Consider the following 19,067-nt stretch of genomic DNA (forward strand, 5'->3'; position numbering starts at 1 on the left):
TCATGAGTGTCTTCAGCCGTGAGTGGGTTTTCGCTGATCGCGCCCAACGAAATGGCGGCATCGGATGGCGCCAAGCGAACGACCTTTCTGGAGGGCGCTCGTTCGTCCCGGAGGCGGCGCAATGACGCTGTCGCGTCGCCTCTTTCTTGCAGCAGGCAGCGCCAGCGTCGGCGCAGCTTCGATAAGGCCAGCAAAGGCGCGAAGCGAGCCGGTGCTGGACGCTGTCGTTATCGGAGCGGGTTTGAGCGGCTTGGCGGCCGCCAGAACCCTGGAATCCGCAGGGGCCCGCGTCGCAGTTCTGGAAGGCGCCTCCCGAGTCGGCGGCCGCCTGTTCACCCTTGATGACTTGCCCGGTCGGCCGGATGCCGGCGGCATCCAGATCGGCAGCAACTATCATCGCCTGATCGGTTTCGCCCGCGAACTGGGCGTGGAACTGGTCCCTGGCGGAGAGTTCGATCGAGCTGCGCTCTATCACGTGCGGGGCGAAACAGTGACGGCGGAGCATTGGCCGAATTCGCCAGCCAATCTTCTGGAGGGCGCTGAACGCAACCTTCCCCCGATCGCGCTCAGCGGCCTGTACGCCCGGCGCCTTCCCGGCCTGTCCAGTGTGGACTCTTGGCGAGGTGAAGAAGGCAGAAAACTCGATGTCGCCTATGATGCAGCTTTGAGAGCGGCGGGCGCCAGCGAGGAAGCTGTGCGCTTAATCGCAGCCAATCTCGATCGACACGGCATGGGCGCCTACTCAGCTCTGAATGGAGCCCGCTCAGCGACCTTCTATGCGTCAGCAGGCCCCCAGGCCTCGCTCAGCGTGGTCAGCGGCGGCTCTCAGCGCCTGCCCGAGGCCATGGCGGCCGCCATGACGGCTGAACCACGACTGGGCCAGCGCGTGACCGGCATCGAAGAGACTGCTCGCGGCGTCAAAATCCACATCGACGGAGGCGCCCCGCTCATCGCCAGGCAGGCCATCTGCACCATCCCCTTCGCCGCGCTTCGCGAAATCAGCGTGGAAGGCCCCTCGTTTCCGGCGATGCGAGACGTCATCGCCACCCTCCCCTACAGCCAGGCCAGCTTCGCCTATCTGTCGACCAGCGAGCCGTTCTGGAACCACGACGGTCTGCCCCGGATGATCTGGAGCGACAATCCGATGATCGGTCGCGTATTCGTCCTTGGCGATTCCCCCGCCATGCTCAAGGTATGGCTAAGCGGCGCGGACGCTCTTGCGGTGGACCGCATGCCGCCTGCGGACGCCGGGGCGGCCATCATCGCCCGATTGGAAGCTGTTCGCCCTTCGGCGCAAGGCAAGCTGAAGCTGGAACGTCTTTTCAGCTGGAGAAAAGACCCCCTGGCGCGCGGCGTCTATCACCATATCGGCGCCGGTCAGGCCGACATGCTGGCGCGTGCGGTCGTCGCTGAAGGTCAGCGTCTGCATTTCGCCGGTGAGCACATGGCCCGTTCGGCCACCGGCATGGAAGGGGCGCTGGAGTCCGGCGCCCGCGCCGCAGAGACAGTACTCGCCCAACTGTAAACGCCAATGAGTTGGGAGGCTCTTGGCGCTGTCGAAAGAAAACAAAAATACAAAGGAGGAGGAACCCATGAAGTACAAGGCCGCGCTGAGCATATCCGCCGCTGCATTCGCACTTCTTCCTATGACCGCCGCGGCTCAGACGAGCCAGACGGCGGCGCAGGACATCAACACTCAATTCGAAGTCGACGAGGTTGTCGTCACCGCGCGCAAGCAGGCTGAACGACTGTCGGACATTCCACTGGCGATCGCCGCCTTCGATGCGAACCGGATTCAGAATGAAGGCATTCAAGACCTCAACGATGTCGCTCGCCTTACGCCCGGCCTGAATTTCACGTCAGTGATCGGCGAGTTCGTGCCTACGCCCATCGTGCGAGGCGTGGCTCAGACGGATCTGTTCGGTTCCGACCCGAACGTCGCCATATTCATCGACGGCGTCTACACAGGCGCCCGCGAGGCCCTGAACTTCGCTCAGGCGGACATCGAGCGTATTGAAGTCGTCAAGGGACCGCAAAGCGCCCTCTATGGTCGCAACGCCTTCTCGGGCGCCATCAACATCATCTCCAAACGACCGTCTGACAGCTATTCAGGTCGGGCGGAGCTCACATACGGCACGCATGGTCGCCTGGCGGTCGTCGGCTCTGTATCGGCGCCGCTGATCAAAGACGTCCTGGCGGTCAAACTGACCGCGTCTCATAGCGAATACGAGGGCAGCCACCGCAACGTGACCGGCGGCCCCACGCTGGGCGGTTACACCTATCGCACTTTTCAGGGGACCACGCGCTTCACGCCGAACGCCGCAACCGAGATCATCGCCGGCCTCTACTATTCCGATGACAAGATCAGCCCCCCGGCGGTGTCCGGACTTAAGCCGAACTGCGAACCGTCAAGGGGCGTAAATCAGGCCTGGTGCGGCGTGCTGCCGACCCTGGACAAGAACGAGTTGAGTTCGCACCCCGACGCCTATGGTCAAACGCGCGAGACTCTCCGTGCATTCCTGGATGCGCGCGTCGATCTGGGCGATTGGCAACTTGGCTGGATTACGGGATACAACGATGTCGAGCTTAGCGCCCTGACAGATGCGGGCCGCGGCATCCAGCCCGTGTACATGTATCGCACCGCGACCGGCGCGATCCGCACCTTTGAGACCGACATCCTGCGCGAGGAAGGCACGCCTACCTTCCGCGAATTCAGCCAGGAAATTCGTCTGACCTCGCCCCAGCACGCCGCCGTGCGCGGCAGCATCGGCGCCTACTATTTTTCCGGCACGCAGGTCCGTCCGAACTTTGATGGCGTAATCACCGAACCCCTGCCTGCGGACTTTGCCGCCACCTTCCCGGTTCCAGGTCCCTGGGGCACCTTCTTCGACGGCGTCCACTTCGACAAGACCGTCGAGCGTGAGGTCAAAAACCTGTCGGCTTTCGGCTATCTGGAAGGCGATGTCACAGACAAGCTGACGCTGCGAGGCGAGCTGCGGTACGGATACGAACGGCAACACACGACCCGGCCCGCATCGAACATCGGCCAGCCCAGCGCGGCCATAGACAAAACGCTGAGCTTCCGCACCTGGACGCCGCGCGTCAGCCTTCAATACAAGCCCAACCGCGACCTGCTTCTCTACACTTCGGCCGCACGTGGCGCGAAGCCCGGCGGCTTCGACCTGAACGCGCCAACCGAGCAGTACGACCCTGAATACAATTGGACCTATGAGGTCGGCGCCAAGGCCAGCCTGCTGAACGCGCGCGTTGTTCTGGACCTCAACGCCTTCTTCATCGACTGGACGCAGATTCAGATTCCGGTTCTGGATCAGACCCAGGCGCCGCCGATCGCCGTGACCCGCAACCTCGGCGACGCAGAGTCCAAGGGCTTTGAAGCCCAGATCAATCTGCGCCCGACGCAAGAACTCAGCGCCAGCCTGGGCGTCTCCTATACCGACGCCACCTACAGCCACGCCATGAACGCCGGCTACGCCAATTTCCCGTCGTTCGGGCCTGACGGCGATGTCAGCGGTCAACGACTGCAGGCAGCTCCCAAGTGGCAACTCACTGGGTCGCTGGGTTACCGCAGGCCTGTGCTGAATGACTACACGGGCTTTTTCCACATCGACGCATCTTATCGGGCCGAGTCCTTTATGGACGCCACCAATCTGACAGTCATTCCCAGCCGCTCTCTGGTCAACGGCCGGTTCGGCATGGAAAACGAGCGCTTCCGCTTCGAGGCCTTCGTTGAAAACCTCTTTGATGACCGGCGGCCTACCTTCGCCTTCCGCGATGTGTTCCTGAATAACTATGTCGATGGCGCTTCGGTGGTCTTCCCGCCGCGCATCACGGTCTCCCATCCCAGAGGGCGTGAACTCGGCATCCGCACATCCATGCGTTTCTGAGAAATGGCGGCGCAACTTGCGACACCCCGGTTGCGCCGCCTCCTTCTCCAACGAGCCTCGTCACTTTCCTCATTTCAATTTTGGGATCGCCGCAACGCAAGTTTCCACTTGGCTATGCGTCAAAAATGATCGAACGTGTCAGCATAAGGCCTATTGGTATATCAATTAAAATGGCCGAAAATTAAGGGGAGATCGATGCTTCATTACCGGAATAAGTGCTTTCTGATGCTTTCGGCGGCCGCAGGCGTCCTGACGTTCGGCATGCCTGCTGCGGCTCAGGAGTCCGAACCATCCCGTCCGACCCAAAGCGGCGTCACGGCAGTGAGCGACATCCTGGTCACGGCCCGGCGGCGAGAGGAATCTCTGCAAGACACCCCTCTGGCCATCGCGGCGGTCACGTCGGAAGAGCTGAAATCGGCTCGAGTCGAACGTCTGGCGGATCTGGCCAAGATCGCCCCTGGTCTCAGCTTCACTCCCCTGTTCGGCGCCCAGAACCAGCTTCCCATCATTCGCGGCGCGGCCCAGACCTATGGTCAGTTGAACGTGGGCGTGTTCCTGGACGGGGTCTATCTGAGCGGCAAGGCCGGCGTCGATATCGAGATGGCCGACCTGGAACGCATCGAGGTCGTGCGCGGTCCCCAATCGGCCCTCTATGGCCAGAACACCTTCGCCGGCGCCATCAACTACATCAGCGCCCGGCCGTCGGCCGAGCTCAAGGGACATGTCGAAGGAACGGTCGGCGACAACGGACTGCGCAAGCTGACCGCGGGCGTCAGCGGCCCCATCACCGACACCCTGCGGTTCAGCGCCGGCGCCTACGGCCGTGAATTCGACGGCTGGTACGTCAGCGCCATCGATGGCGGCAAGGTGGATTACAGCCAGACCTATGGCGGAATGCTGACCCTGGATTACGCGCCGACGGATCGTTTCTCAGCCATCTTGCGCCTGACGGCCAGCGATGAGGACTCCGGTCAACCTGCATCCGAAGTCCAGCGCACAAACGCCTATCCCGGCGCGGTGGCCGGGGGCCCGGCCGGCACCATCCGCAACCAGTTGTATGAAGGCGAGATCCAGCCGCTGGGCCGGCGCATCAACGTCAATACCAAGCGGACCACTTTCGAGGTCGGCGACTATGGCACCCGCCAGGACACTTTCCGCGCCAGCCTGGATCTGAACTACGATTTCGACGGCGTCTCGCTGAAGTCGATCACCGCCTACGCCAAGCGCAACGCCGAGTTCACCTATGATGGCGACAACACCATCTGCGACCGCGCGGGCGGTTGTACGAACTTCGGCTATCCCTTCGCGCCGGGCAGCCTGATTCCGGTGGGCACGTCCGGCTTCGCCACCTCTTCAGCTGAAGAGACCTATACCGACTTCAGCCAGGAGTTGCGCCTGTCATCCAACGGCGACGGCCCTCTGAGCTGGCTGGTGGGAGCCTATTATTATGACGGCGACAGCAATGTAATCCAGCGCAGTCTGACCGCGGCGACGGCTGGCGCTTTCGGCTTCCCGAACATCGTCAACACCACCAAGAGCTGGTCGGTGTTCGGCTCGGCCTCCTACGCCTTTACCGACAAGCTGACGGCGACGCTGGAGGCGCGCTATCAGAAGGAAGAACAGACCTATCATCAGGCGCCGACCAGGGCCGGGAGCGACGCTGCGTCCCAGTTCCGCACGGACCTGGAAAAAGACTTCGAGTTCACCACGCCGCGCCTGATCTTCGACTACAAGATTCAGCCCGGCAAGATGATCTACGCCAGCGTGGCGCGCGGCGTGAAGACGGGCGGGTTCAACCCGAACCTCAACATCTTCCCGGACCAGCGCACCTTCGAGCCTGAAACCAGCTGGAACTATGAGGTGGGCGGCAAGTTCGACTGGATGGACCGTCGTCTGCGCACCAATGTCGCCGTGTTCCACACCGACTGGTCGGACCAGCAGGCGGCCTGCCAGAACCCGGCGTCCGCCTTCCCTAACGGCACAACCTCGACGCAGCGGACCTACACCTGCAACGTCGCCGAGGCGAAGGTGACGGGGCTGGAGATGGACGGGTCCTTCTACCTGAACGACTATCTCTCGATCGTGGGCAGCTATGCCTGGACCCGCGCGCGCTATGAGAAGTTCGCCGACGCCTCGCTGGACGGAACCCTGGCGGCGCTGGGCCTTCCAGCCTGGGATTTCGACGGGCGCCACCTGCCCTATGTGCCGGATCACAAGATCACCCTGTCGCCGCGCTTTGAAATGGCGGCCTGGGGCGACTATCGCTTCGAAGGGCGGCTGGATGTCCAGCACCAAAGCAAGACCTATGTCCGCGCCGACAACATGCAGTATTTCGGCGCCAAGACGACGGTCGATCTGCGCCTGGCCCTCAGGTCCGATGCTCTGAGCTATCAGTTCTTCATCAACAACCTGCTGGACGACGACACGCCGACGGCGGCCGTACGCTTCTATGATTCCACCAATTTTTCGGTGGCGTCGCCCCTGGTCACCGGCGCCGACCGACGCATGATGGGCGTCAGCCTGGGTTATCAGTTCTAAGACGCTTCAGCCCCGAGGCCGACAGGCCTCGGGGCTGAAGCCCCTGCGCCGCCGACCCCGCCGGCGAACCTCTCTGTTGTTCGGAGTCGACCTTGAAATCCTATCTGAAGACAACCGCCGCCGCCCTGATCGCCGCCTCGACGTGTTTTGGCGCTCAATCCGCTGCTGCGGCCGATCTTGACCTGAGCCAACCGCGCGATGTCCTGGCGGCGATGCGCAAGATCAACTGCTCGACGATCGACGCCAAGCCCCTTGTCTATCACTGGAGCGGGAACGTGTGGTCGCGGGTCGAGGGCGAGCCTGACCGGCTGATCTTCAAGGTCGAGGGGATGAATGTTCGCCATTGCGCCACGGTTCAGGATCCGGTTCGAGGTCAGGGCTTTCGTCTCGTCTCTCGCGAATTGATGCTGTTCCTCGACCCGGTCACCGGCGAAAAGATCGATCGCTGGAAGAACCCGTGGACGGGGGCTGAGGTCGCCGTGGCCCACGTCGCCAACGACCCCGTGAACCAGAGGCCGTTTTTCGAGCGCGACGCTGAAGGCGGCCCCCTAGCCTCCCCATTCCGCATCCAGGGCGAGCGCGTCTTCATGGCGGCGGAAATCCCGCTCTTCTACCCCAACCCCCTGGCGGGCGACTATCAGGACTATGTCGGCAATCAGTATCACGCGATGGAGATTTTCGACTTCGCCGCCGACCGCCGTACCTTGATCAGCAGCCGCACGGACACGGCGAACGCCATCCTTTCGTGGGTGCGTATCGCCCCGTGGATGCCCTTCATGAAGATGGGCAGCCGTCCGGGCCTGATGGTGTTCAACGCCATGTCGCAGCCCGTCGATGGCATTGAGGCCCTGCCGCCCGTGCTTCGCAACGCCATCGCCGCCGACTATCCGGCCTATGCCGCTCCGCCGCCGCTGGATGACGCCCGGCCCAACGCCACAAGCTGGACCGTGGCCCGCGAAGGCATCGACGCAGAGCGCCGCGCCTCGCCGCCCCCTGCCCGCTCGGCCGGTCACTGATCATGAGAAAGCCCTCGAAGAGCGATCTTCGAGGGCTTTGAGCATCATCAGACCGAGAAATCAGCCGACGCGCTTTTCCTTGATGCAGGTGCGCTTGATCAGTTCGTCGTTCTCGAACCAGTGCCAGGTGCGGGCGCGATCATTGCCGTCGGCGGAAAGCTGGATCATCTCGTAGAGATACGCATTCGGCATACCCTTGCGCTCCCAGCGCAGCATGATGGTCTGAGGGTCGGCTTCCCAGCAGTTGCCGATGATCCGTTCGTTGTCCCACCAGATCTTGCCGTCGCGATAAGTCGACGGGAAATGGATTTCCTCCGTTCGCCCGTCATCCCAGGTGTAGGTGTTGATCTGATAATATTCGGTGGCGCTCGGAAACTGGCACTGAAGGCGCGATTTGTGACGATCGATCACGTTATTATCGGTATCAACGTGAATATAGACGCCTTCCCAGACGCCTTCGTGGCGCGCCAGAAGGGGCATTTCCTTGCGGAGGTCGGCCATGGTGTTTCCCTCGGTATCTCATTGACGCTGTCGAACGCTCAGCGAATGATATAAAGATATACCCAATAAGACTTTTACGACAAGCCAGGAAGGTGATCCCTTGTCCCATTCTTTTGCCGACGGCGCCCTGCTGCTGAGCATCGCCGATGACGTGGCGCTGCTGACGCTCAACCGGCCGGACAAGCGCAACGCGCTGACGCAGGCGATGTGGCGCGCCCTGCCCCGCGCGATCGAGACGGTCGCGAATGATCCTGCGGCCAAGGTGCTGGCCGTCACAGGCGCGGGCGGCGCCTTTGCTGCAGGCGCGGACATCGGCGAGTTCGAAGCCGTCTACGCCACACGCGACAGCGCCGCCGCATACGCCGCCGAAATCGCCGAGGCGATGGAGGCGCTGGCTGATCTGTCCAAGCCGACGATCGCCGCCATTTCCGGTCCCTGCGTCGGCGGAGGTCTGGGCCTGGCCCTGTGCTGCGACATCCGCATGGCGTCGGACAAGGCGAAGCTGGGAATCACGCCCGGCAAGCTGGGTCTGATGTACAGCCTGGGCGACACCCGCCGACTGGTTGAGGCCGTTGGACCATCGACCGCGAAGGACATCCTTTACACCGGCCGTATCCTGTCCGCTCAGGAGGCCCTTAGCCTTCGACTGATCGACTCCGTCTGCTCGCCGGAGGATCTGGACGGCGCCGTCGCCGCCAAGGCGCAAGCCATAGCCTCGGCGTCGCAATGGTCCGCGCGGCGCACCAAGGCCGTTGTCCGGCGGATTCTCGATGGTCAGACCCAGGACGACGATACGACCCGCGCCTGGTTTCTGGACTCGCTGGAGGGCGAAGACTTCCGCGAGGGCCGCGACGCCTTCCTGCAGAAGCGGACGCCGACCTTCCCCTATCGGTAAAGCGTCAACCAGCGAAATCCGGCGGCGTCACGACCGGCGCCGCCAGTATGTCCGCCAGGCCGATCGCGTCAGCCTCGCTCCAGGCCATGACCTGAACGGACAGCGGCAGGCCATCCGCCATCCCCGCCGGAAACGCCGCCGCTGGCAGGCCCGCGACATTGGCAAGGGCAGTGAAGTCCGCCTGGCTGACCGGAACCGCCGCATCAAAGGGAAACGCCGGCTGAGGCGCTGTGGGCGACAGCAGGCCCGCATAGTCGGACAGCCGCCCCCTCAGGCGATGAGCCGTCGCCTCCAGCTCACGATAGGCCTTGGCCAGGCGCGGCGCCGACTGACGCGCGCCCCAGGCCAGACCGCCCGCGAACTCCTTTGAAAACCCTTCAGGACGTTCGGCCAGAGCCTGCTCGTGGACGACGTGGCCCTCGACTTCAGAGATCAACAGCCCCAGCCGACGCACGGCGCCGAAGTCATAGTCATCCAGACGGATCGTCTCGATCGCCAGTCCCAGGTCGCGGGCCAGCTGGACACGATCCGCAAAGGCGGAAATCACCTGCGGCTCCACCTCGACCTGGCCCGCGAAATCCAGAACGGCCCAGGGCGCGCCGCTCGGCGCCGCCCCAGCCTGCCCCTGCATCATCGCCTCGAAAACAAGGCGGCAGTCCAGCGCAGAGCGAGCATGGGGACCGACATTGTCCAGCGTCCACGACAGCGCCATGAGCCCCTCGGTCGAGACCCGCCCCCGTCCCGGCTTCAATCCGAAAATTCCGCAGTAGCCAGAGGGAATGCGGACGCTGCCCATAGTGTCTGTGCCCAGCGCCGCCGCACACAGACCCGCCGCCGCCGCCGCGCCCGAACCGCCTGACGAACCCCCGGGCGTGAAATCGAACCGATGCGGATTATGACAACGGCCGAAAGTCGGATTGTCGGTCGTGGCGCCCAGCGCCCCCTCATGCATGTTCAACACGCCCAGGATCACGGCGCCCGCCGCCTTCAGCCGCGCCACGCAGGCGGCGTCATGATCTGCAATCTGATCGCGATAGGCCTCTATGCCGGCGTGCAGCGGCAGGCCGACAGCCGCGATATTGGCCTTGATCGCGATCGGGACGCCGTCGAGGGGCGACAGGGGCCGCCCGGACGCCCAGCGCGCGCCGCTGGCCAGGGCCGCCGCCCGCGCGCCTTGTTCATCAACCGTCAGAAAGGCGTTGAGACGCGGGTTCAGCCGTTCGATCCGGCTGAGATAGACGTCGACCGCCTCCAAGGGCGTGACGGCGCGCTCCTGGAACAGCGCCGTCAGGCCTGCGACGCCCGCCTCGACCACCGGATTGGAAAAGGCCACGGCCGGCGCTCCCTTACTTCTTGAACCGTTCGTCGATCAGGCGGATCGGCTTCTGTCGCACGTCGATCTGGGTCAGGGCGGCGGTGGCGCCGGGCGCGACCAGTTCGATCTCCGGCTCGATGCCGATCTTGCGCTTCAGGATATCGCCAAACGCCTTCGCCGCCGCGGGCGACAGGTCGGTCGCCTCGGCCACGACGATGAAGCTGTCGCGATCCTGAGCGTCGCGGGTCGCGCGGCAGATGAACTCCTTGGCGAAGGCGGGGTGTTCATCCAGCATCGGCCCCACCCCTTGCGGGAAGATGTTGATGCCGCGGATCTTCACCATGTTGTCCGACCGGCCCATGAAGCCCTCGACCCGGCGGTATTCAACGCCGATGGAGGATTTGCCCGGCTTCCACTGCGTCACGTCGTGGGTGTTGAAGCGGATGATCGGATAGAGGTCGTCCTTGAACAGGCAGGTAGTGACCATGTCGCCGACCCCGCCGTCCTCGATCACCTTGCCGGTGTCGATGTCGCAGACCTCCAGATACTGGGCGTCCTCCTGGACATAGAGGCCGTCGCGGTCCGGTCCCTCGGCGGCGATCAGGCCAGTGTCGCCGACGCCGTACCAGTCGAAGCACTGGGCGCCGCCCCAGGCCTCGCCGATGGCCGCCTTGTCTTCACGGCCCATGTGGCCCGAGATCATCCGCACCGGAATGTCGCGTCCGGGTTCCAGCCCCATCTCGCGGGCCACAGTCGCCAGCTTCTTGATGTAGTCGGCGAAGCCCACGATCACCGTGGCGCCGAAGTTCTTCATGATCTCGACCTGCTGCACCGAGCGGGTCTCGACGCCCGTGCCCGCCGACAGGAAGACGGCGCTGGTCCAGTGGGTCACGGCCTCGCGCACATAGTGGCCACCGTTGATCATGCCGTGGCCGTAGACCGAGTGGACGATGTCATCGGGGCGCAGGCCCTGGAAGCGATAGAGGCGCGCCAGAAGGATGTTCTGCACCTCCCGGCTCTTGGGCCCGAACAGCAGGACCTGCGGCTTGCCCGTCGTGCCTGACGTGGTGTGCAGGATAACCGGCGGTCGCTGCTCATAACCCTCGAACCCTGCAAAATCGCCGAACGGCGGCTCCCGGTCCAAGCTGGCCATGATGTCCGACTTGTCGAAGATCGGCAGGCGCGGCAGGTCTTCCAGCGAGCGGATGTCGCCGCGCTCGATGCCCTTGTCGCCCCACAGGCGGCGATAGAAGTTCGTCTGCCAGGCCCGGTCGACGCAGCGCATGAAAAGCCGGTTCTGATGGGCCGTCAATTCGTCACGACTGACCGTCGTCGCATAGCGGGTGAAGGCGTCGCCGATGGGGTGGTCGGCCGTCAGGCCCTCGGGGGTCATGTCCTGCCAGTAGTGGCGATGCAGGTCGGTCATGCGTCTTCTCTCCCCGCAGCCAGGCGGAAAGCTCTGGCGGCGTCCTCTAACAACTCGAAATTGTCGATCAGCGCCGCCAACGGGGCGTGAACATGCGGCAGGCCGCCGAACCTCAGGCAGGCGGCCGCCTTGGCCATGTGCTGGTCACGGCTCAACGGCCAGTCGGGCGCCCCGAACTGGGCCTGAAGCAGCAGGCGCGCCTCCCGCCCGTCAGTGAAGCGGGCGACAGCCTCGGCAGGCGCAAAGGCGGCCGGGTCGGGATTGTCGTTCACGACCACTTCGATCCTGCGCGCCAGATCCAGCACGGCCGGATCGGCCAAGGAATCCTCTGAGAAATCATCCAGCCCGACAGGCCGCCCGCGCATCAGGGTCACAGCCGACAACCAGACGGCGCACAGGCGGGCATAGGCGACGCTCATGCCTTCCATCGCCGGGCGGCCGACCAAATAGTGGATGATCGGCGGCGCGCTGTAGGTCAGACGTTCCAGCGTCGCAGGCGTCAGACCGTGATCGCGCATCAACATCTCGGTCGCGACGATACAGCCCTGAGCCGCGCGGCCAGTGGGATAGGGCTTCCAGCTCACCTCGGCGATGCGGAAGCGGCGCCCCAGATCGGCCAGACCGGCGTCGAGATCGAAACGTCCCTCGAAAAGGGGCAGATAGCCGAACTTGCCGTCGATTGACTGCGCCGGTCCGGGCAACCCCGCGCGCGCCAAGTCCATCGCTGAAACGGCGTTGCGCGCCGCCTGTCCCATCTGCACGGGCAAGGTCGCCTTGCCCTCCACATGGGCCTGCATCGAACCCGAAGCGAACGAAAGAGCGTAGCCGAACGCGTCCAGCGCGACATGGCGCGGAGGCTGGGTCAAGCTGATCAAGGCCGCGACGCAGCCGAAAATTCCCGCCGTCGCCGGGCGGAAAAAGCGCAACGGATCAGACGCGGCGACGCCTAACGCCGCTGAAACATCCACCCCCGCGACCAGAGCCGTCAGCACAGCCTCGCCGGGATAGGGACCGGATCGCTCAACCTCTGCGAAAAGGGTCGCGACAATGGTCGCCAACGGATGCACGACCGCCGGTTCGTGGACGCAGTCGAACTCCTGACTGTGAATCTGAAAGGCGTTGACGAAGGCGGCCTGGGGCGCCGGCAACCGCTCGTCTGCCCGCCCGAGAATGGAACACCGGCCTCCTTCGCCCCAGGCTCGGGCGGCGGCCAGCACGGCGTCAGCAAATGGAGCATTGCGCCCCGCGACCCCGACGCACAGGCTGTCATGCAGGAATGTCTTGGCGGCGGCCTGAGCCGCAGCATCGACATCGTTCCATCGCAGGGTCAGAGCGTGGTCGATCAAACGCTCGCCTGGATTGGTCATCGCGCGCCCTCGCCCATCGCTGCAATCGCCCAAAGGTCTGTCAGGGTCGCGCCGTCGCCCAGGGCTAGGGCCGCCGCGATCAACTCATCGGCTTCCGCTTCAGCCAGGCCGCCCCAGGCGAACAAGGCGTGCGCCTTGGCGATCAGGGCCGGTTCATCCAGCGGCTTCTCGGGATCGCCCAGCGCATCGGGCGCCTCGGCGCTGACGACGACGCCGTCGGCCAGAACAGCCTGCGCGACAGCCCCGAAGCGGGCCGGATAGCGGGAGTCGCACCCTGCGTCCCGAGTCAGTTCGATCTGGGCGCGGAGCGCCGCCACAACGGGATCGGAGATGACGTCCATGGTGAAACGCGTCAGGGCGGCGTCGCCATACAGCCAGGCGACGGCCGCCGCGTGCTGCAACGAGAACTTGGCCTCGCCTGAGGTGCGCGGGGTCGGTCGATCGCAAAAGGTCAGGGCATCGCCATAGGCGCCGATCCGCAAGACCCGCAGGGATCGCCCTGCGGCCTGCTCGCGCAGGGCCAGAACCGCATCTATGGCCGCATGTGCGTGACGACAGGCGGCATGGGGCTTGAAGCTGACCTCATGGATCGCCCACGTCTCAGCGCCGTCCACAATGTCGTCGGGCGAGCCATCCGGGCACAGCCCGTGAAAAAAGCCGTGCGGCCCCTCGAATATCTCCTGCGGTCCGGTGTAGCCATCGCGCGCCAGAAAGGCCGACGCCAGTCCGTTGGCGGCCGCCCGCCCATTGTGCAGGGCCTTGGTGAAGACCGGCTCATGCCGCACCTGCCACAGACCGAAGGCCTGCTGTCCCGCATTGCCGAGAGCCCAGGCCGTCCGCAACGGATCAAGTCCCAGCACAGACGCCGCCCCGGCCGCCGCGCCGAAGCCTCCGCAACTGGCCGTGACATGGAACCGGCTGGCGTGGTGCGGTCCGACGGAGCGACCGACGCGGATCATGGCTTCATAGCCGCGCACTGCGGCGTCCAGAACCGCCGTCCCGTCGTCCACGCCCGCCGCATCCGCGGCCGCCAGAACGGCGGGAAAGATCACTGGCCCCGGATGCAGCAGACCACGCTTGTCCACGTCGTCCATTTCCAGCAGAGCGCCCGCCGGACCATTGGCCAGGGCCGCCGCCTGAGGACCGCAACGCCGCCCCCGGATCACATGGCACGGCCCCTCGCCTTCCAGCATGGCCAGACGACGCGGCTCAGCCGCGCCGGGCTCAGCCGAGCCTGCGATGGCGCAGGCCAGCCAGTCCAGCAGATGCAGCCTGGCTCTGGCGCGATCGGCGGCCATTGGCGGGTGCGCCAGACGTTCGGCCAGACGCAGGGATAAGCTTTCCCTTTGCCCGGACATAATGCCAAAAGATGATTCCGTCGCACGAAGGTCAGACATGAGCCAACCTCGCTACCGCCAACTGGCCGATTCCCTGAAAGCGGACATTGTTGCGGGCCGTTATCCCGTCGGCAGCCAGCTGCCGCCCGAATATGAGCTGTGCGAGCTGCACGACGTATCCCGCCATACCGCCCGCGACGCCCTGCGCCTGTTGCTGGAAGAAGGACTGGTCGAGCGCCGCCGGGGCGTCGGCACCACCGTTCTTCGTACGCGCGGCTCCCCAGCCTTTGTCCAGCCTCTGGGAGGCGTGACGGAGCTTATGCAGTACGCACGCGAAGCCCGCCTGGAAATCCGCAGCGCGGGACTGCGCCGTCTGGACGCCGACGAACAGAAGCGGCTGGACGTGAAGTCCGACGACGCCTGGCTCATCGTTTCCGGGCTGCGGCGCAACGAAGGCAAGCCGGTCGCCCTGTCCCAGATCTACGTCGCCCCCGCCTATGCAGACATCGCCACCCGACTGCGTGATTGGGACGGCGCCCTGCACGAACTGATCGCACAGGATTTCGGCGTCACAGTCCATCGGATCGAACAGGAGATCGTTGCCCTGCCGCTGGACGCCGAACAGGGACGCATCCTGAAGGCCGAGCGCGGCGGGGCCGCCCTGCAGACCCTTCGTCGCTACTATGACCGCGACGACGCCCTGATGCTGGCGTCGGATACGACCCACCCCGGCGCCCGCTTCGTCTACGCCATGAGCTACAGACGCGACGCCTGATCCACTAAGGCCGACACCGCCCTTCATCGCCAGAAAACCGCATCAGGCTTCGCAGGCTCGCCAGGCAGGCGCGCGTCGATGCGTGCCGGCTCATTCTGGAATCGCAGCGGCGTACCCACCACCTCATCGCCCTCAGCATCCACGCCGAACATGCCGCGCTGGGCTGTCGCGGGATCAGCGAAGGCTTCTTTCAGGGTACGAACCGGCGCGAAGCAGACGTCGCGCCCCTTGAACCAGTTCTCCCAATCCGCCCGCGTCCGGGCGATGAAGGTCTTGCGCAGAAAGGCCCGCAAGGGCTCCTGTTCCGGGCCGGGCGGCAGGGCCGCGACCGCGATCAGATCAGGCCGGTCCAGCGCCGTCAGCAGGTTCGTGGCGAACTTCAGCTCTGAGCCGCCCAGAACGATCCACTGACCATCGGCGCATTCATAGAGGTTGTAGAAGGCTGCGCCGCCCCAGGACCGCTCGTCCTTGGGATTGTGCGCCTGACCCGTCGCGAAAATGCGGCCCGTGACGTTGGGCGTCCAGGCCAGGGTGCTGTCGTACATGGAGACGTCGAGATAGTCCCCCTGCCCGGTCGTGCTCCGCCGCAGCAGGGCCATCAGCACGCCCGACAGGGCGGCCAGCGAAGAGAAGGCGTCGGCCACCGGCATATGCGGCATGGCGGGCTTGCCGTCCTGTCCTTCGTTGAGCGAGATGACGCCGGCCAGGGCCTGCACCGCGACATCATGCGCAGGCAGATCGCGATAGGCGCCATCCTGACCAAAGGCGCTGATGGCGCAATAGACGACGCCGGGATTATAGACGCGCACGGCGTCGTAGCCGACGCCCAGCCGATCAGCCACGCCGGGACGGAAAGCTTCGACGATCACATCCGCCTCGGCCGCCAAGGCGTGGAAGGCGGCCAGGCCTTCGGGCGTCTTCAGGTTAAGGCCGACGCTGCGCTTGCCGCGATGGGTATTGCGGAACCAGACCGAGGCGCCGTTCTTGACGTAGCCGATGTGGCGCGTCGGCTCGCCCTCGCCCGGCGGTTCTATCTTGATCACGTCGGCGCCGTGGTCCGCCATCATCAGCGTCAACATCGGTCCCGGCAGGAACAGGGACAGGTCCAGAACCTTGACGCCTTCCAGCTTCATCAGGCCGCGCCTTCATCCAGCAGTTCGGCGTTGTGCTCGCCCATCAACGGGGCGCGGACGCCCGACGCTCGCCTACCGTCGATCTTGATCGGACAGGCCAGCAGGTGCAGCCCCTCCGGCCGTTCCGGATGGTCGACCACATCGCGCATACCGACCTCGGCGACGTAAGGGTTGTCCAGCGCCTCCTTCAGCCCGCGCACGGGTGCGAAGGGGACCTGGCCGCCCAGAAGGGTCAGCCAGTCGTCGGTCGGCTTGGTCTGCATCACCGCGTCCAGCGCCTCAGTCAGGGCCTCGATGTTCGCCCGGCGGGTCGGGATGTCGGCGAAACGCGGGTCGGCTTTCAGGTCCGGACGCTCGACCACGGCGCAGAAGGCATCCCAGAATTTGGGCGTCTGGCACATCAGCATGGCCCAGCCGTCGGCCGTCCGAACCAGTTGCGACGGAGCGATGGAAGGATGAGCCGCGCGCGGCATCCGCTCGATCTCATAACCCTCGTTCATGGCCCAGGTCGCTGGATAGGAGGTCTGGTGCAGGGCCACGTCGAACAGGGACACGTCCACGTCGCAGCCCACGCCCGTCCGGCGCGCGCCCAGGATCGCCGAGACGACCCCCAGCGCAAAAACCGACCCGGTCATGAAATCGACCATCGACAGGCCGAACCGGATGGGAGGACCGTCCGGCTCGCCCGTCAGGCTCATGAACCCCGCCTCGGCCTGCATCAGATAGTCGTAGCCGGGCCAGGTCTTGCGCGAGTTGTCGCGACCGTAGGCCGACAGGTGGCCGCAGACGATCGACGGCTTGATCGCCTTCAGATCGTCATGGGTGATCTTCAGCTTGGCGGGCTGATCGCCGCGCAGGTTGTTGACCACGGCGTCGGCGGCGCCGACCAGGCGATCGAAGGCGGCCCGGCCCTCGGGCGTCTTCAGCTCGATCGTCACCGACTTCTTGCCGCGCGAAAAGGTCTGGAAGAAGTGGCTGTCGTTCTCGCCCAGGAAGAAGGGACCCGTGGCGCGACTGACGTCGCCGCCCATCGACACCGCCTCGATCTTGATGACCTCGGCGCCCAACTCGCTCAGGAGCTGGGTGCCGTAGGGGCCTGCGCCGTATTGTTCGACGGCGACGACGCGGACGCCTTCCAGAGGACGATTCATCAGACCTTGTTCCTGGCGATCAGTTGCTTGGCGATGATGATGCGCTGGATCTCGTTCGAGCCTTCGCCGATGCACATCAAGGGGGCGTCGCGATACAGGCGCTCGACCATGAACTCCTTGGAATAGCCGTAGGCGCCGTGGATGCGCATGGCCTCGGTGGCGACTTCCAGCGCCGTCTCGGAGGCGAAGAATTTGGCCATGCCGGCCTCCATGTCCACGCGCTCGCCACGGTCGTAGAGACGCGCCGCATCCTCGACCAGAAGCTCGGACGCGCGGACCTTGGTCGCCATCTCGCCCAGCTTGGTCTGGATGGCCTGGTGCTCGCAGATGGGCTTGCCCATCGTCTTGCGCTCCTGAGAATAGCGCACCGCCTCCTTCAGGGCGCGTCGGGCCACGCCGACGCCGCGCGCGGCGACGTTGATGCGGCCGATCTCCAGTCCGCCGGTGGCCATGAAGAAGCCCTGCCCCTCCTCGCCGCCGATCAGGCACAGTTCGGCGTCGCACTCATAGCCGTCAAAGGCGATCTCGCCGGTGTCGACGCCCTTGTAGCCCAGCTTGGGCAGTTTGCGGCCCGCCTGCACGCCCGGCAGAGGTGCGCGGGTTTCCGGGTCGATCTTGGGCGTGATCAACATGCTCATCCCCTTGTAGCGGGGGTTGGCGTCGGGATCGGTCTTCACCAGCAGGGCCAGACAGTGGCCGTTGACGACGTTGGTGATCCAGGTCTTGGCGCCGTTTACGACGTATCTGTCGCCCACGCGGCGGGCCGTGGTGCGGATGCCCTGAAGGTCGGTGCCCGCGTCCGGCTCGGTCAGGCCGAGGCAGCCGCGCAGTTCGCCCGCCGCGAACCTGGGCAGCCAATAATCCTTCTGCTTCCGGGTGCCGAACTTCTGCACGACGATGGCCATCATCAGGTGGGAGTTGAACACGCCCGTCAGGCTCATCCACTCTTCGCTGATCCGCGCCACAATGCGCGAATAGGTCGTCGCCGACAGGCCCAGCCCGCCGTACTCCGGATCGATCAGAGCGCCGAACAGGCCCAAGTCGATCATGTCCTGAACCAGTTCCGCCGGATACTCGTCGTCATGCTCCAGCTGCATGGCGACGGGGGCGACCTTCTGCTCCAGCCACTTGTCGATGGCGTCCAGGATGGCGCGTTCGTCGGCCTCGGTGATGTGGGATTCGCTCATCAGTAGTGGCCCACCTTGTCCTCGACGGCGTTGCCGCGCGCAGGAATCAGCAGGTTGCGCTTGAAGGTGCACACGACCTCGCCCCGCTGGTTCCTGCCGATGGTGTTGATGGTGACGATGCCCTGGCCAGGACGCGACTTGCTCTCGCGTTTCTCCAGCACCTCGCTCTCGCCGTAGATGGTGTCGCCGGCGAAGACGGGGGCGGTGAATTTGACCTCGTCCATGCCCAGGTTGGCGATGGCCTTCTGGCTGGTGTCGGTCACGCTCATGCCGATCAGCAGGGCCAGGGTATAGGGACTGACCACCAGGTTCTTCTTGAACTCCGAAGCGGCCGCGAACTCGGCGTCGAAATGCATCGGATGAGTGTTGAGCGTCAGCAGAGTGAACAGGTGATTGTCGTATTCCGTCACCGTTTTTCCGGGGCGGTGCTCATAGACGTCGCCGACGACGAAATCCTCGAAATAGCGGCCGAAGGTCTCGCGATAGCGTTGCGGGCCGACCTGTTTGACGTTCTGGACCAT

General features: G+C 64.8%; 15 protein-coding genes. 6 read left to right on the top strand and 9 right to left on the bottom strand.

Annotated elements, in window-relative coordinates:
• The first annotated feature begins 121 nt into the window (after positions 1-121).
• The 4 genes from RSD66_RS09605 (at position 122) to RSD66_RS09620 (ending at position 7,459) form a co-directional block, all read left to right on the top strand.
• Entirely contained in the window at positions 122-1,525 is a 1,404-nt protein-coding gene (locus tag RSD66_RS09605) for a flavin monoamine oxidase family protein (protein WP_415287494.1), read from the top strand.
• Between the two features lie 22 nt (positions 1,526-1,547).
• Positions 1,548-3,905: a TonB-dependent receptor gene (locus tag RSD66_RS09610; protein WP_415287495.1), complete on the top strand. Its 2,358-nt coding sequence runs from the start codon at positions 1,548-1,550 to the stop codon at positions 3,903-3,905.
• A 225-nt stretch (positions 3,906-4,130) separates the two neighbouring features.
• Positions 4,131-6,443, top strand: a complete 2,313-nt coding sequence (locus RSD66_RS09615; RefSeq protein WP_415287496.1) for a TonB-dependent receptor — start codon at positions 4,131-4,133, stop codon at positions 6,441-6,443.
• A gap of 92 nt (positions 6,444-6,535) precedes the next feature.
• Positions 6,536-7,459 (top strand): DUF1838 family protein, encoded by a 924-nt coding sequence (locus tag RSD66_RS09620; RefSeq protein ID WP_415287498.1) that lies wholly within the window; start codon positions 6,536-6,538, stop codon positions 7,457-7,459.
• 60 nt (positions 7,460-7,519) lie between these two features.
• On the opposite strand, the gene RSD66_RS09625 is transcribed toward RSD66_RS09620, so the two are convergent.
• A complete protein-coding gene (locus RSD66_RS09625) occupies positions 7,520-7,960 on the bottom strand; it encodes a hypothetical protein (RefSeq protein WP_415287500.1) in 441 nt (146 codons plus the stop codon).
• Positions 7,961-8,060: 100 nt separating this feature from the next.
• On the opposite strand from RSD66_RS09625, the gene RSD66_RS09630 reads away from it, so the two are divergent.
• The gene (locus RSD66_RS09630) at positions 8,061-8,855 is read left to right on the top strand and encodes an enoyl-CoA hydratase/isomerase family protein (RefSeq protein ID WP_199683641.1); all 795 of its coding nucleotides are present in this window, start codon (positions 8,061-8,063) and stop codon (positions 8,853-8,855) included.
• A 4-nt stretch (positions 8,856-8,859) separates the two neighbouring features.
• Here the strand turns inward: RSD66_RS09630 and RSD66_RS09635 are convergent, their stop codons facing one another.
• Genes RSD66_RS09635 through RSD66_RS09650 form a run of 4 tightly spaced genes read right to left on the bottom strand, consistent with a single transcriptional unit; the run spans position 8,860 to position 14,261 of the window.
• Positions 8,860-10,188 carry an amidase gene (locus tag RSD66_RS09635; protein ID WP_415287502.1) on the bottom strand — a complete coding sequence of 443 codons (1,329 nt, stop codon included), beginning with the start codon at positions 10,186-10,188 and terminating at the stop codon, positions 8,860-8,862.
• Positions 10,189-10,201: 13 nt separating this feature from the next.
• Positions 10,202-11,596, bottom strand: coding sequence for a phenylacetate--CoA ligase family protein (locus tag RSD66_RS09640; RefSeq protein WP_415287504.1), 1,395 nt, complete (start codon positions 11,594-11,596; stop codon positions 10,202-10,204).
• Entirely contained in the window at positions 11,593-12,963 is a 1,371-nt protein-coding gene (locus tag RSD66_RS09645) for an MmgE/PrpD family protein (protein WP_415287506.1), read from the bottom strand. The genes RSD66_RS09640 and RSD66_RS09645 overlap by 4 nt, the downstream gene beginning before the upstream one ends.
• A complete protein-coding gene (locus RSD66_RS09650) occupies positions 12,960-14,261 on the bottom strand; it encodes an MmgE/PrpD family protein (RefSeq protein WP_415287508.1) in 1,302 nt (433 codons plus the stop codon). Before RSD66_RS09650 ends, RSD66_RS09645 begins: the two co-directional genes overlap by 4 nt.
• A gap of 97 nt (positions 14,262-14,358) precedes the next feature.
• Between RSD66_RS09650 and RSD66_RS09655 the strand changes: the two genes are divergently transcribed.
• Entirely contained in the window at positions 14,359-15,075 is a 717-nt protein-coding gene (locus tag RSD66_RS09655; protein WP_024352621.1) for a GntR family transcriptional regulator, read from the top strand.
• A 23-nt stretch (positions 15,076-15,098) separates the two neighbouring features.
• On the opposite strand, the gene RSD66_RS09660 is transcribed toward RSD66_RS09655, so the two are convergent.
• Genes RSD66_RS09660 through RSD66_RS09675 form a run of 4 tightly spaced genes read right to left on the bottom strand, consistent with a single transcriptional unit; the run spans position 15,099 to position 19,067 of the window.
• Complete coding sequence (locus tag RSD66_RS09660) at positions 15,099-16,208, bottom strand: CaiB/BaiF CoA transferase family protein (RefSeq protein ID WP_415287511.1); 1,110 nt, start codon at positions 16,206-16,208, stop codon at positions 15,099-15,101.
• On the bottom strand, positions 16,208-17,359 hold the full coding sequence (locus tag RSD66_RS09665; RefSeq protein WP_415287513.1) for a CaiB/BaiF CoA transferase family protein: 1,152 nt from the start codon (positions 17,357-17,359) through the stop codon (positions 16,208-16,210). The genes RSD66_RS09660 and RSD66_RS09665 overlap by 1 nt, the downstream gene beginning before the upstream one ends.
• Complete coding sequence (locus RSD66_RS09670) at positions 17,359-18,546, bottom strand: acyl-CoA dehydrogenase family protein (protein ID WP_415287515.1); 1,188 nt, start codon at positions 18,544-18,546, stop codon at positions 17,359-17,361. Before RSD66_RS09670 ends, RSD66_RS09665 begins: the two co-directional genes overlap by 1 nt.
• Entirely contained in the window at positions 18,546-19,067 is a 522-nt protein-coding gene (locus RSD66_RS09675) for a MaoC family dehydratase (RefSeq protein ID WP_119412123.1), read from the bottom strand. Before RSD66_RS09675 ends, RSD66_RS09670 begins: the two co-directional genes overlap by 1 nt.

Origin of the sequence: Brevundimonas sp. S1H14 (assembly GCF_047716865.1) — a bacterium.
Classification (GTDB): domain Bacteria; phylum Pseudomonadota; class Alphaproteobacteria; order Caulobacterales; family Caulobacteraceae; genus Brevundimonas; species Brevundimonas naejangsanensis.

Coding starts and splice junctions, on each gene's coding strand:
- RSD66_RS09670 (WP_415287515.1), bottom strand. CDS start 18,546: ATGAGCGAATCCCACATCACCGAGGCCGACGAACGCGCCATCCTGGAC.
- RSD66_RS09660 (WP_415287511.1), bottom strand. CDS start 16,208: ATGAAGCTGGAAGGCGTCAAGGTTCTGGACCTGTCCCTGTTCCTGCCG.
- RSD66_RS09645 (WP_415287506.1), bottom strand. CDS start 12,963: ATGACCAATCCAGGCGAGCGTTTGATCGACCACGCTCTGACCCTGCGA.
- RSD66_RS09605 (WP_415287494.1), top strand. CDS start 122: ATGACGCTGTCGCGTCGCCTCTTTCTTGCAGCAGGCAGCGCCAGCGTC.
- RSD66_RS09625 (WP_415287500.1), bottom strand. CDS start 7,960: ATGGCCGACCTCCGCAAGGAAATGCCCCTTCTGGCGCGCCACGAAGGC.
- RSD66_RS09655 (WP_024352621.1), top strand. CDS start 14,359: ATGAGCCAACCTCGCTACCGCCAACTGGCCGATTCCCTGAAAGCGGAC.
- RSD66_RS09665 (WP_415287513.1), bottom strand. CDS start 17,359: ATGAATCGTCCTCTGGAAGGCGTCCGCGTCGTCGCCGTCGAACAATAC.
- RSD66_RS09650 (WP_415287508.1), bottom strand. CDS start 14,261: ATGGCCGCCGATCGCGCCAGAGCCAGGCTGCATCTGCTGGACTGGCTG.
- RSD66_RS09640 (WP_415287504.1), bottom strand. CDS start 11,596: ATGACCGACCTGCATCGCCACTACTGGCAGGACATGACCCCCGAGGGC.
- RSD66_RS09675 (WP_119412123.1), bottom strand. CDS start 19,067: ATGGTCCAGAACGTCAAACAGGTCGGCCCGCAACGCTATCGCGAGACC.
- RSD66_RS09615 (WP_415287496.1), top strand. CDS start 4,131: ATGCTTTCGGCGGCCGCAGGCGTCCTGACGTTCGGCATGCCTGCTGCG.